Genomic DNA, 12571 nt, shown 5'->3' with positions numbered 1-12571 from the left:
AGCAGTGGGTCTAAGCGCCCCAGCCAGCCTGGGTGCCGCCGACGCGCTGCGCCGCGATCCCCTCCTGGTAGCCACTCGTAGCGAAGGCCTCCATCGGGTCGGCAGGCAGCCCGCGCGAGGCGCGCCACTCGGAGAGGGCGGGACGCACATCCGTGTAGAAGGCATCCATGTAGACGGCGTTCGCGCCGAGCACGTCCTTCTCGAACTGGGCGAGCTCGAGCGCATCACGGTCGATGAGCAGCGCACGGGCAGTCATCTCCTGCACGTTGAGCACGCTGCGGATCTGCCCCGGGATTTTGGCTTCGACGTTGTGGCACTGGTCGAGCATGAACGCGACCGGGCTATCCGCGTCCATTCCGCCCCCGCGGATGACCTCTGCCATGATCCGGAAGAGCTGGAAGGGGTCGGCGGCGCCGACGATCAGGTCATCGTCGGCGTAGAAGCGCGAGTTGAAGTCGAACGAGCCCAGCTTGCCGAGGCGAAGAAGCTGGGCCACGATGAACTCGATGTTGGTGCCCGGTGCGTGGTGCCCGGTGTCGAGACAGACGAGCGCCTTCTCCCCGAGCGCGGAGACCTGCACGTAGGAGGTTCCCCAGTCCGGAACGTCGGTGTGGTAAAACGCCGGCTCGAAGAACTTGTACTCGAGCACCAGACGCTGCTCATCGCCGAGCTCGGCGTAGATGGCGACGAGGGAGTCGGCGAGGTTGTCCTGACGGCGGCGGATGTCGTCCTGGCCGGGGTAGTTCGTGCCATCGGCGAGCCAGATCTTGAGGTCGCGCGACCCCGTCTGGTGCATGATCTCGATGCACTCGCGGTGGTGGTCGATCGCGCGGCGGCGAACGGCGGGGTCGGATGCCGCGAGGCTGCCGAACTTGTATTCCTCGTCTTGGAAGGTGTTCGAGTTGATCGTGCCGAGATCGACGCCGTGCTCGTTCGCAAACGAGCGCAGGGCGGCGTAGTCGTCGACCTTGTCCCACGGGATGTGGAGGGCGACCGTCGGGGCAAGCCCGGTGTGCTTATGCACCTGCGCGGCATCCGCGATCTTCTCCTGAGGGGTGCGCGGGGTGCCGGGGGTTCCGAAGACGCGGAACCGGGTGCCGGAGTTGCCGAACGCCCAGGAGGGGAGCTCGATGGCCTGGCGCTCGAGCATGGGCGTGATGGAGGTGAAGGAATTCATGGGTCAGCGCTTTCCGTGCGTGGAGGAGGTAGATGTCACAGAAGAGGACGAAATCTGCCGGAACTCGATGCCGAGCAGATTCGCGGCGGCACGGTAGTCGTCCACGTGATGGCCGACCGAGAGCGCCCAGTGGTGGCCGATCCCCGTCTGGCTCCATTCGTCGACCCACTCGCCCGGATCCATACCGAAGTCGACGCGGCTCGTGGTGTTTCCGATGGACAGGAGCGGGCCGGGAACGACCTCGCCCTCCGAAGCGACGAAGACGAACGAGCCGTCACGTTCCTGCCCGAGACCGATGGTCGTCACGGGCCCCTGCCTGACATCGAATTCGACGCTCACACCCCAGCCGCGTTTGCCGTGATACACCCCGAGCCCGCGGAGCAGAGGGCTGGCTGCGCTCACGGCAAGGTGTGCGGGGCCGTCGTGACCCATCTCGACGACGCCGTCGGCGAAGTTGAGCGCCTGGATCTCGGTGAACGACCCGCCGGCCCCGATGGACTCGCTGACAAGTTGCGCGATGCTCGTGCGGAGTTCGTATTCGCCGGCCATCGGCACGCCGCGGGCGGTGAGTAGCGACGCGCCGAGAATCATCCCGGCGCCGAGCCGCTCGTGCTGTTCGCCCTCGAGGCCGCGGTGGTAATAGGCGAGCGTGTCGAGCTCGAAGTCGGCGACAAGTCGATCGAGGCCCACCGACACGCGCGCGCCCCACTCGAAGTCGTCCTCGTCGACCGAGACGTCGATCTCGAAGACCTGACGCGCGAGTTCCATGCGGCCCCGCGCCTCGGCATCCGTGACTGAGGCGACGCGCACTCGGAGGTCATCGAATTCGAGGACCTCCACGTGCGATCCGAACTGGGTGGAGACGAGGGTGAGGTCGGTCGAGACGTCGAGCATGCCCGGGTAGAGGTGACCCATGAGTCCGTGGCGTGCATGGCGGAGTGCGGCGCGAACGTGCGCGGCGCGAATCCACTTGTCGATGCGACGCCAGGCGTTCTCGTCTGTGAGGTGTCCCGACACCGAGCGGAACTCGATGCCGGCGCGGCGGAAGACGTTGCCGACCTCGGGCACCGGGCACTGCCCGCAATAGGCCAGCCACTTGCCGGTGTCGAAGTTCGCGTGGTCCATCGCCTCAGTAGGCTGCAGGTCGATGATGAGCACGGGAGTCTTAGCGCGCTGCGCGATCGGCAGCACCATCGACGAGGTGAGATAGGTCGTCAGGAAGATCACGATGAGGTCCGCGTCCGCCTGCCGGAGCTTCTCGGCGGCGACGGCGGATTCCTGCGCGTCGGATACAAAGCCAACGTCGATGACATCTGCATCGAGCGACGAGAAGCGAGTGGAGACGTAGTCGACCGAGTGCTTCAGTTGCGGCAGAAGGTCGGGAAACTGGGGCCAGTACGCGGCGAGACCGCCCGAGACAAGGCCGATGCGGGTGCGTCGTCGCGTGAACGCAGGCAGGAGGTCCAGGGCAGATGCCTCGGTCATGACAGCAACTCCAATTGGTCCTCGAGGTGGAATATCTCGGTGAGCGGGTGCATTGCCTCGTCGGGTCGGGCGCCATCGAGGGCCTCGAAGAACCCGGCCATCTCGGCTTGCCACCGGGCGTTGATTGCCGTCTCCGCCATGGCCTTCTGAGCGGCGGCAAAGTCCTCGGTCTCGAGGTAGCCGACGAGAAGACCGTCATCCCGGAGGAACAGCGAATAGTTCCTCCAGCCGGTGCTCTTGAGAGCGTGGAGCATCTCCGGCCAGACCGCGGCGTGCCTGGCCTTGTAGTCCTCGAGCCGTTCGGCCCGTACCTTCAGCAGGAAGGAGATCCGTTGCATGGCGCTTCCCTTTCGGGGTGGAGATGAGGGGATGAGGAGGCCGGCGGTGTGCCGGCCTCCTCCGATCGACTAGAAGTCGTAGTCGTCGATGTTGTCGGCGTTGAAGCGAGTCGGCGGGCCGACGATGACGATTCCGCCCTCACCGACCTCCTTCTCGCCCAGCTCGCCTGCCATGAAGGTGTCGCCGACGGCCCCGGTGATCGTCCCGTCAACCAGCGCCTGACCGGCGAAGGCCGCGACGTAGCCGAGCTGGGCCGGGTCCCAGAGAGCGAACTCCTTGACTGTGCCGTCCTTCACGAACTCGCGCATCTCGTTCGGCAGGCCGAGACCGACGAGCGCGACCTTGCCCTTGTAGTCCGTCGTCGACAGGTAACGAGCCGTCGCTGCGATGCCGACCGTGGTGGGCGAGATGATGCCCTTCAGGTTCGGGTACGCCGAGAGCAGCCCCTGCGCCTCCTGGAACGACTTCGCGTCGTCATCGTCGCCGTAGACCTTCGCTACGAGCGTGATGTCGGCGTAGTCGGGGTTCGAGGCGAGCTCCTCCTCGATGAACTTGATCCACTCGTTCTGGTTGGTGGCGTTCGCGGTTGCCGACAGGATGGCGATCTCACCGGATCCGCCGATTTGCTCCGCAATCTGCTCGACTTGGATCAGGGCGACATCCTTCGACACGACCTGGCTAATGAACACGTCGCGATAGTCCGGGTTGGTGTCGGAGTCGAACGCAACGATCTTCGCGCCGGCCGCGCGGGCCTCCTCTAGGGCAGGGCCCACGGCATCCGGATCATTGGCGGCGATCACGATGACCTTGGTCCCCTGCTGGGTGAGGGTATTGATGAAGCTCACCTGCGAGGAGGCGCTCGCCTCAAGGGGGCCGACGACGGAGTACTCGCCACCGATCTCGTCGGTGCCTGCCTTGCCGCCGCTGAGGACGACGTCGGTGTACGGGTTGTTGAGCTGCTTCGGCAGGAAGGCGATGGTGAGCGCCTCGGTCGCGCCATCCCCCTCCGACCCGGCGTCGTCCCCCGGTGTGGCGGCGGCGCATCCGGTGGCAACGAGCGCAACCGTGGTCGCAAGCGCCGCAATGGTGGCGATGCGTCGGCCGGAGCGTGTGCCCCTGGGCGCAGGAGTGTGGATCAACTTCATTGTTCTTCCCTTCATAGTGATCGCCACCTGGTGCCAGGTGTCGGGTGGTTCATTGGGCCGCAGCCTTCTGAAGTTCGAGTCGCGTGGTGCGCCTCGCGTGCAGTCGCCCTCTCGCCCACTCGGCGATGCTCGGCGCGACGACCGAGGCGATGAGCAGGGCGCCGGTGACGATGCTGAGTACGACATCGGAGAATCTGGCGAGCCGAAGGGTGTAGTTGATGGTGCCGATCAGCAGCACGCCGATGATGACTCCGGGGATCGAGCCCTTGCCGCCGAAGATCGACACGCCACCGAGGAGCACCGCGGCGATGACTGCGAGTTCAATTCCGGTCGCGTTGTCCGAGCGCGCGCTCGAGTAGCGCAATGTCCAGAAGATTCCGGCGAGCGATGACACAAGCCCGGTGCTCACGAAGAGCCAGAATTTGGCCCGCCCTACCCGGATGCCGACGAACGCGGCCGCCTCCTTATTGAACCCGAGGGCGAAGAGGGCGCGGCCGAAGGGGGTGAAGTGCAGCAGCACTCCGAAGAACAGGGCGACGACGAGCACGAGGAGCATGACGACGGGGATGCCGGTGTCGCCGAGCTTGGAGGTGGAGAAGCGGGTGAGCTCCTGGGGAAAGTTCGCGACGGCGTTGTCGCCGATGACGACGAGGGCGAAGCCGCGATACAGGGCGAGCGTGCCGATCGTGACGGCGAGCGATGGCAGACCGAGGGTTGTCACGAGGAACCCGTTGAACGCGCCGAGGAAAGTCCCGAGCAGCAGGCAGAGCACGAGCACGAGCCCGATCGGCACCCCGGCTTGGAACAGCACACCCATCACGGCACTGGTGAGTCCGACGGTGCTCGCGACCGAGAGATCTATTTCTCCCGTGATGATGACGAGCGCCATGGGCATCGCGATGAGCAGGATCGGGATCACATCGAGCAGGAGGAACCCGACGGTCTGCGTCGAGGCGAAGTACGGCACCTGGGTGTACGCGTACACGACAACGGCAATGAGCGCGTAGAACATCACAGCGTCCCGTGACAGCAGGATGCGCGTCCACCGGCTGCGCACGCGCAGGGGGAGGGCTCCAGCTGTCGTCGTCGTGGCGCTTTCGCCGCTACGGATGATCGTGCGCTCAGACATTGCGGGCCTCGCTTACTCGTAGCTTGCGCGCTCGGTTCAGGCTCACGAGCCGGTCGACGGAGATGGCGGCGATGATGAGCACGCCTACGATGGCCTGCTGCCAGAACTTGTCGACTCGCAACGCGGTGAGTGCGCTCGTGATGGTCGTGAGAAGCAGGGCCCCGATCGCCGCGCCGACGACCGTGCCGCTGCCGCCGAAGATCGCGACGCCGCCGACGACGGCCGCGGCGACGACGTCGAGTTCGAGACCGGTGCCCGTGGTCGCTCCCACCGCGTTGAAGCGGGAGGCGTAGAGCACGGCTGCGAGTCCTGCCAGCACTCCGCTCGCGACGAACGCGCCGAGAACCCTGCGGGTGACGGGGATGCCGAACAGCCGCGCGGCCGCGGGGTCGGAACCGATCGCGTAAAGGTCGCGACCGGCGCGGGTGTAGGCCAGCACGACGGCAACGCCGACAACGACCACGACGGCGAGGAGGGTGATCAGGGGGAATCCGAAGATGGTGTCGGTCGACAGGTTGGAGAACGCGCGCGGACGGTCGCCAGCGAAGTACTGCGTTCCTCCTGCCCAGGCGTTGTTGAGGCCGCGGTAGATGTAGAGGGTTCCGAGCGTGATGACGAGTGCAGGGACTTTCGCGATCGTGACGAGCAGCCCGTTGACGGCCCCGAGGACGGCGCCGAACGCCATCCCGATGAGGAAGACAAGGATGATCGGGATGCCGGGATACACGGCAAAGAGGGTGCCGGTTCCGAACGCCACGAGGCCGAGGATGGATCCCACCGACAGGTCGACGTTGCGCGTGATAATCACGACCGCCTGGCCGATTGCGAGGATGACCACGATCGTTGCGTTGAGCAACAGGTCTTTGACTCCCTGTGGCGTCAGGAATAGCGGGTTGATGGTCGCGGTGACGACGACGAGCACGATCAAAGCGCTCGCGACGGGGATTTCGCGCGAACGGAGGAATCTTGATATCTGCTTCGACGTTGACCGCGGCGGAGTTTGTGTCTGCACTGTTGTCACGGCATGCTCTCCAGGGTTTTGGTGGCGGCGAACATGACACGCTCTGCGGTGGCATCGGCCCGGTCGATCGTCGCCGTGAGTCGCCCCTCGCGCATCACGAGGATCCGATCCGCCATTCCGAGCACTTCGGGCAACTCGGACGAGATCATGAGCACGGCGATGCCTCGCCCGGCGAGATCGGAGATGAGGCGGTGCACCTCGGCCTTCGTGCCGATGTCGATGCCGCGCGTCGGCTCGTCAACGAGGAGAACCTGAGGGTCGGTCGCGAGCCACTTGGCGAGCACGACCTTCTGCTGGTTGCCGCCGGAGAGTGTCGCGACAGGAAGGTCGGGCGAGGCAGTCTTGACCTGCAGGCGCCGGGACCACTCCTCGCCGAGGGCATGCTCGCGAGCTCCGCTGATGAGCCCGAAGCGGGTGAGAGCATTGCGCAGGGTGAGCGTAGCGTTGCGGGTGACTGACAACTCCATGACAAGGCCTTGCTTGCGCCGGTCTTCAGGAACGAGCCCGAGCCCCGCGGCGATAGCCGCTTGGGGGTCGTGTGGGCGGAGCGGAACTCCGCTGACCTCGACGCTGCCCGCGTCGTATTTGTCGATCCCGAAGATCGCCCTGGCCACCTCGGTGCGTCCCGCGCCGACCAGTCCCGCAAGGCCAACGATTTCTCCGGCTCGCACGTCGAAGCTGATATCGCTGAAGACGCCCACCCGGCCAAGGCCACGCACGCTCAGCACGGGGGCGCCGATGGCGGCCTCCTGTTTCGGGAACAGCGCGCTGATGTCCCGCCCGACCATCTCGCGCACGATTGCGTCGACGGTGACCGAGCCTGTCGTGTGGGTCGCGATGAATGCGCCGTCGCGCATGACGGTGATCCGATCGGACAGGCCGAAGACCTCGTCGAACCTGTGCGAGATGAACAGGATGCCGGCGCCGCGGTCGCGCAACGACCTCGCGACACCGAACAGGCGCTCGACCTCCACCCCGCTGAGCGCCGCGGTCGGCTCGTCCATGATGAGCACGCGGGCGTCGAGCGAGATCGCTTTCGCAATCTCGATGATCTGCTGGTCAGCGATGGAGAGGCCGGCGGCGATCCGCTCCGGATCAATTGGGACGCCGAGTGTCGTGAAGAGTTTCGTGGCTTCGGTTCGCATTGTGGAGCGGCTGATTAGGCCGCCGCGTCCGCGGGGTTGGCGGCCGATGAAGATGTTCTCGGCGACCGTGAGGTCGGGAAAGAGGGTCGGCTCCTGGTAGATGACTGAGATACCAGCCGCCTTGCTGTCGGCTGGAGTGCTGAACGTGACCGGCTGCCCGTCGAGCCGGAAATCACCGGAGTCGGGTCGGTGAACTCCCGCGAGTACCTTGATCAGCGTGGACTTTCCCGCGCCGTTCTCACCGACCAGCGCGTGTATCTCGCCGGGGAGGATCTCGATCGTGCCGTCGGAGAGCGCGACGACTGCGCCGAAGGCCTTGCTCGCGTGGTGAAGTTCGAGGACGGGGACGTCCTCGGCGAGCGTTGATGTCGTCATTGACTCGTGCCTCCGCGGTGAGGGGTGTGGTGTGATCAGGAATGAATCGTTTCAACCTTAGGTCCACATATTAGGGTCGTGCGCGCTCGTTCTGCAACCACCAATCGATTTAGCACCCTGAACAAGGTGCTATTTGTACTCAAACCGTGATCTGGCAGAATGGAACGATTCACACGGCGCTCCCCGCCGTGCTCGATACTTATCCGCTCACGTGGCGGTGGGAGGGGAGGGTCCATGGGGTCCCCCAGCATTCGTGACGTCGCCGCCCACGCCGGTGTTTCGGTCGGCACCGTGTCGAATGTGCTCAATCGGCCCGCAAAGGTCTCTGGCCCGGCCTCCGAGCGCGTGCTCGCGGCCATCAAAGAGCTCGGATTCGTGCGCAACGACGCCGCGAGGCAGTTGCGGGCCGGGCGGAGCAAGACGATCGGTCTCATCGTGCTCGATGTGCGGAACCCCTTCTTCACTGATCTCGCCCGGGGAGCCGAGGATCAAGCCGCCACGGCAGGGCTCTCGGTGATCCTCGGGAACAGCGACGAGGACCCGGACCGCGAGTCCACCTATCTCGATCTCTTCGAGGAGCAGCGGGTGCTCGGCGTTCTTGTCTCGCCCTTCGGAAACGTGACTGAACGGCTAGAGCGGCTGCGCGAACGAGGTACCCCTGCTGTGCTTGTCGACCGAAGCGCTGACGGTTCGGGATTCAGCTCTGTCTCGGTCGACGACGTCGCGGGGGGGCGGTTGGCCGTCGAGCACCTCCTCGCCCAAGGGCGACGGCGGATCGCCTTTATCGGTGGACCGTTCGAGATCAGACAGGTCGAAGATCGACATTCGGGAGCGGAGCGGGCCGTTGAGAGGCACCCGGGCGTGTCGCTCGAAGTGGTCGAAGTGCGGGCACTGAGCGTGATCGCCGGCCGCGCAGCGGGGGAGGCGATAGCGGCCCGGCGGCCGGAGGACCGACCGGACGCCATTTTCGCTGCTAACGATCTCATCGCGATGGGAGTGCTGCAGGCGCTGCTGATGCGCGGAGGCGCCGGAATTACCGTTCCGGACGACATCGCGATCGTTGGCTACGACGACATTGACTTCGCAAGCGCCGCCGTCGTGCCGCTGTCCTCGATCCGCCAGCCGAGTGCGCTGATCGGGCAGACGGCGGTCGAGATCCTGCTCGAGGAGGCCGAAAACCCGTCGAGTCCTCGGCGGCAGGTCGTATTCCAGCCCGAGCTCATCGTCCGCGAGAGCACCATGGGATCCGGCGCGAGATAGCGGCGCAGTCGAAACACTCCCGCAACACGTGCCTAATAGAGTGGGCAAATGGGCGACCTCTTTGACGGCTACGCGGCTGCGACCGCCGCGACGGAGATGCGCAAGGGCGCGCATCCGTTCGACGAAATGTTCGAAACGCCCGATTCCGCTCGCGCGGCGTATCGGGAGATCCACGCCGCGCTCTCGCACATGACGCAGGACGAGTTGCGCGGCCGCGCCGAGGCGCTCGCGAGCTCGTACCTCGCGCAGGGCGTCACGTTCGACTTCGCCGGCGAGGAGCGGCCCTTCCCGCTGGATGCCGTTCCGCGGGTCATCGACCAGGCCGAGTGGTCCAACGTCGAGGCGGGCGTCACGCAACGCGTGCTCGCCCTCGAGGCCTTCCTCGCCGACATCTACGGGCCGCAGAATGCCGTGCGCGACGGCGTCATCCCCGCGAAGCTCATCAGCTCGTCGAGCCACTTCCACCGCCAGGCCGCCGGCATCGACCCGGCCAACGGCGTGCGTATCCACGTCTCCGGCATCGACCTCATCCGCGACGAGATCGGCGCCTGGCGCGTGCTCGAAGACAATGTGCGGGTGCCGAGCGGCGTGAGCTACGTAATCTCCAATCGCCGGGTCATGGCGCAGACGCTGCCCGAGTTGTTCGTGAGCATGAGGGTGCGCCCGGTCGGGGACTACCCGAACAAGCTGCTGCACGCGCTGCGGGCGAGCGCTCCTGAGGGGGTCGACGATCCGACGATCGTCGTGCTGACACCCGGTGTCTACAACTCCGCCTACTTCGAGCACACCCTGCTCGCCCGGCTCATGGGAATCGAGCTCGTCGAAGGCCGCGACCTGTTCTGCTCCGGCGGCAAGGTCTGGATGCGCACGACCTCCGGCCCGACGCGCGTCGACGTGATCTACCGCCGCGTCGACGACGAGTTCCTCGACCCGCTGCAGTTCCGCGCCGACTCGATGCTCGGCTCGCCCGGGCTGCTGCTCGCCGCCCGGCTCGGCAACGTCACTATCGCGAACGCGATCGGCAACGGCGTCGCCGACGACAAGCTCGTCTACACCTACCTGCCCGACCTCACCCGCTACTACCTCGGCGAAGACCCGATCCTGCCGAACGTCGACACCTGGCGGCTCGAGGATCCAGGAGCACTCGAGGAGGTGCTCGACCGGCTCGACCAGCTCGTCGTGAAGCCCGTCGACGGCTCCGGCGGCAAGGGCCTGGTCGTGGGACCGGATGCCTCGCGCGCGGAGCTCGAGACGCTGCGCAAGCGACTCATCGCCGACCCGCGCGGCTGGATCGCCCAGCCGGTGGTGCAGCTCTCGACAATCCCGACGCTCGTCGACGACGGGCTCCGCGCCCGTCACGCCGACCTGCGCCCGTTCGCGGTCAACGACGGCAGCGACGTCTGGGTGCTCCCGGGAGGGCTCACCCGCGTGGCGCTCCCCGAGGGGCAACTCGTCGTCAACAGCAGTCAGGGCGGCGGATCGAAAGACACCTGGGTGGTCGGGCGCGAGCCCCTGCAGGTGTCGCGGCACAGCATCCAGGGCCTCGTCGCCGACCAGGCGGCACCGACCGAGTCGATCACGATCATCACCGCGGAGATGCTCGCCGAGCACGCCGCGCAGGACAACCCGCAGGACAACCCGCAGGACCATCCGCCGATGGACCGGCCGCGCGACCACGGGCAGCAGGAGCAGCAGCAGCAGTCCAGCGAGGAGTCATCATGCTGAGCCGGATCGCCGAGAGCCTCTTCTGGATCGGCCGCTATATCGAACGCAGCGACGGCACGGCGCGCATCCTCGATGTGCACTTGCAACTGCTGCTCGAGGACCCGTGGATCGAGGAGAACCTCGCCTGCCGTTCGCTGCTCAGCGTCATGGGCGCCGAAGTTCCCGACGACCGCGAGATCTCGCGCGCCGACGTGCTCGCGCTGCTCGCGGTCGACCGCTCCGAGCCGGCATCCATCGCCTACTCGCTCGGCGCCGCACGGGAAAACGCGCGGCGCGCCCGCGAGATCGTCTCGAGCGAGCTCTGGGAGTGCCTCAACACGACGAGGGCCCGGATGCCACGCAAGGTCTCCGGCGACAAGGTGCACGAATTCTTCGGTTGGGTTCGCGAGCGTTCCGCCCTCGCGGTCGGAATCATCGAGTCGGCCACGAGCCGCGACGAGGCGTGGCAATTCTTCACCCTCGGCCGCAGCATCGAGCGAGCAGACATGACCGCGCGCCTGCTCGCGACTCGCTCGCTGACCGAGGCGAGCGGGCCATCGTGGACGACGATCCTTCGCTCCTGCGGCGCCTACGAGGCCTATCTTCGTACCTACCGCGGTGTGCCGAGCGCCAAGAACGCGGCAGAGTTCCTGCTGCTCGACCGGCTGTTCCCGCGATCGATCCTGTTCTCGGTGCGCCGGGCCGAGGCGTGCATGCGCGACATCGACCCGCGCGCCGACCGCTCGGGCACGAGCGATCAGGCGCAGCGTCTGCTCGGCCAGATCCGCAGCCAGCTCGAGTACCGGCCGATCGCCGAGATCCTCGACGACCTGCCCCACCACATGGACAGCGTGCAGCTTGCCACGAGCGCCGCCTCCGAGGCCATCCGGCAACGCTATTTCCCGTCCAACGCGGCACCGAACTGGGTGAGTGAGAACTCGTGAACCGCCTGCGCATCACCCACACCACCGGCTTCCACTACGGCGGCGAGGTCACCGCGTCGTACAACGAGGCACGCATGCTGCCCTCGAGCGCCGACGGGCAGCTCGTGCTGCACTCCCACCTCGAGATCCGTCCAATGTCGGCGAGCCACAACTACGTCGACTACTGGGGCAGTCGGGTCTCGAGCTTCGAGATCCTCAGCCCGCACCGCGAGCTCGCCCTCACCGCGACGAGCCTCGTCGAGGTGCGGCCCAAGGTGCACTCGGTGCACACCATTAGCTGGGACGAGCTGGCTGTCGCCGCCGAGCGCGCGACCGAGTACGTCGAGCAGCGCGGGCAGACGCCGCGCACTGACCCGCCTGAGGAGGTCATCGCGCTCGCGCGCGAGATCGCCGACGACTGTGTGAGCCCCTGCGAGGCGGCCGAGCGCATTTGCGTCGCGATCGGCAACGCCGTCGAGTACATGCAGGGTGTCACCGCGGTCACGACCACCGCGAAAGAGGCCTGGGACCACGGCAAGGGGGTCTGCCAGGACATCGCGCACCTCGCGATCGGTGCGCTTCGCTCGGTCGGGATCCCCGCGCGGTACGTGTCCGGCTACCTGCACCCGAAGCCGGATGCCGCGATCGGCGAGACCGTCACCGGGGAGTCGCACGCGTGGGTCGAGTGGTTCTGCGGCGAGTGGCGAGGCTTCGACCCGACGAACCTCATCGACATCGGCGACCGGCATGTGACGGTGGGCCGTGGCCGCGACTACAACGACGTGCCGCCCCTGCGTGGCGTGTACGCCGGCCCCTTCAAGTCGCAACTCTTCGTCAAGGTCGAGATCACCCGCGAGAGCTGAGGATC

11 protein-coding genes are annotated in these 12571 nt (G+C 66.5%); 4 read left to right on the top strand and 7 right to left on the bottom strand.

What is annotated here, in order from left to right; all coding sequences use genetic code 11:
* Positions 1-10: 10 nt before the first annotated feature.
* From rhaI to BHD05_RS01225, 7 genes are all read right to left on the bottom strand, one after another.
* Positions 11-1177, bottom strand: a complete 1167-nt coding sequence (gene rhaI / locus BHD05_RS01255) for an L-rhamnose isomerase (RefSeq protein WP_161884820.1) — start codon at positions 1175-1177, stop codon at positions 11-13.
* A gap of 3 nt (positions 1178-1180) precedes the next feature.
* Positions 1181-2662: an L-fucose/L-arabinose isomerase family protein gene (locus BHD05_RS01250; RefSeq protein ID WP_161884819.1), complete on the bottom strand. Its 1482-nt coding sequence runs from the start codon at positions 2660-2662 to the stop codon at positions 1181-1183.
* Positions 2659-3000 (bottom strand): L-rhamnose mutarotase, encoded by a 342-nt coding sequence (locus BHD05_RS01245; RefSeq protein ID WP_161884818.1) that lies wholly within the window; start codon positions 2998-3000, stop codon positions 2659-2661. Before BHD05_RS01245 ends, BHD05_RS01250 begins: the two co-directional genes overlap by 4 nt.
* Positions 3001-3069: 69 nt before the next feature.
* The gene (gene rhaS / locus BHD05_RS01240) at positions 3070-4146 is read right to left on the bottom strand and encodes a rhamnose ABC transporter substrate-binding protein (RefSeq protein ID WP_161884817.1); all 1077 of its coding nucleotides are present in this window, start codon (positions 4144-4146) and stop codon (positions 3070-3072) included.
* A 49-nt stretch (positions 4147-4195) separates the two neighbouring features.
* Positions 4196-5275, bottom strand: coding sequence for an ABC transporter permease (locus BHD05_RS01235; protein ID WP_202614254.1), 1080 nt, complete (start codon positions 5273-5275; stop codon positions 4196-4198).
* Positions 5268-6287 carry an ABC transporter permease gene (locus tag BHD05_RS01230; RefSeq protein ID WP_161884816.1) on the bottom strand — a complete coding sequence of 340 codons (1020 nt, stop codon included), beginning with the start codon at positions 6285-6287 and terminating at the stop codon, positions 5268-5270. The genes BHD05_RS01235 and BHD05_RS01230 overlap by 8 nt, the downstream gene beginning before the upstream one ends.
* A gap of 5 nt (positions 6288-6292) precedes the next feature.
* Positions 6293-7816 (bottom strand): sugar ABC transporter ATP-binding protein, encoded by a 1524-nt coding sequence (locus BHD05_RS01225; protein ID WP_161884815.1) that lies wholly within the window; start codon positions 7814-7816, stop codon positions 6293-6295.
* Between the two features lie 234 nt (positions 7817-8050).
* On the opposite strand from BHD05_RS01225, the gene BHD05_RS01220 reads away from it, so the two are divergent.
* From BHD05_RS01220 to BHD05_RS01205, 4 genes are read left to right on the top strand one after another with little or no spacing between them, the layout of a single operon-like run.
* On the top strand, positions 8051-9076 hold the full coding sequence (locus tag BHD05_RS01220) for a LacI family DNA-binding transcriptional regulator (RefSeq protein ID WP_161884814.1): 1026 nt from the start codon (positions 8051-8053) through the stop codon (positions 9074-9076).
* Between the two features lie 48 nt (positions 9077-9124).
* Entirely contained in the window at positions 9125-10801 is a 1677-nt protein-coding gene (locus BHD05_RS01215) for a circularly permuted type 2 ATP-grasp protein (RefSeq protein ID WP_161884813.1), read from the top strand.
* Entirely contained in the window at positions 10795-11724 is a 930-nt protein-coding gene (locus tag BHD05_RS01210) for an alpha-E domain-containing protein (protein WP_161884812.1), read from the top strand. The genes BHD05_RS01215 and BHD05_RS01210 overlap by 7 nt, the downstream gene beginning before the upstream one ends.
* Positions 11721-12566, top strand: coding sequence for a transglutaminase family protein (locus tag BHD05_RS01205; RefSeq protein ID WP_161884811.1), 846 nt, complete (start codon positions 11721-11723; stop codon positions 12564-12566). Before BHD05_RS01210 ends, BHD05_RS01205 begins: the two co-directional genes overlap by 4 nt.
* Positions 12567-12571: the final 5 nt, after the last annotated feature.

Source organism: Marisediminicola antarctica, assembly GCF_009930795.1.
In the GTDB taxonomy this organism is placed as follows: domain Bacteria; phylum Actinomycetota; class Actinomycetes; order Actinomycetales; family Microbacteriaceae; genus Marisediminicola; species Marisediminicola antarctica.
The sequence above is the reverse complement of the archived record's forward strand: the minus strand, read 5'-3'. Positions and strand labels throughout refer to the sequence as shown.

Coding starts and splice junctions, on each gene's coding strand:
- rhaI (WP_161884820.1), bottom strand. CDS start 1,177: ATGAATTCCTTCACCTCCATCACGCCCATGCTCGAGCGCCAGGCCATC.
- BHD05_RS01250 (WP_161884819.1), bottom strand. CDS start 2,662: ATGACCGAGGCATCTGCCCTGGACCTCCTGCCTGCGTTCACGCGACGA.
- BHD05_RS01245 (WP_161884818.1), bottom strand. CDS start 3,000: ATGCAACGGATCTCCTTCCTGCTGAAGGTACGGGCCGAACGGCTCGAG.
- rhaS (WP_161884817.1), bottom strand. CDS start 4,146: ATGAAGTTGATCCACACTCCTGCGCCCAGGGGCACACGCTCCGGCCGA.
- BHD05_RS01235 (WP_202614254.1), bottom strand. CDS start 5,275: ATGTCTGAGCGCACGATCATCCGTAGCGGCGAAAGCGCCACGACGACG.
- BHD05_RS01225 (WP_161884815.1), bottom strand. CDS start 7,816: ATGACGACATCAACGCTCGCCGAGGACGTCCCCGTCCTCGAACTTCAC.
- BHD05_RS01220 (WP_161884814.1), top strand. CDS start 8,051: ATGGGGTCCCCCAGCATTCGTGACGTCGCCGCCCACGCCGGTGTTTCG.
- BHD05_RS01215 (WP_161884813.1), top strand. CDS start 9,125: ATGGGCGACCTCTTTGACGGCTACGCGGCTGCGACCGCCGCGACGGAG.
- BHD05_RS01210 (WP_161884812.1), top strand. CDS start 10,795: ATGCTGAGCCGGATCGCCGAGAGCCTCTTCTGGATCGGCCGCTATATC.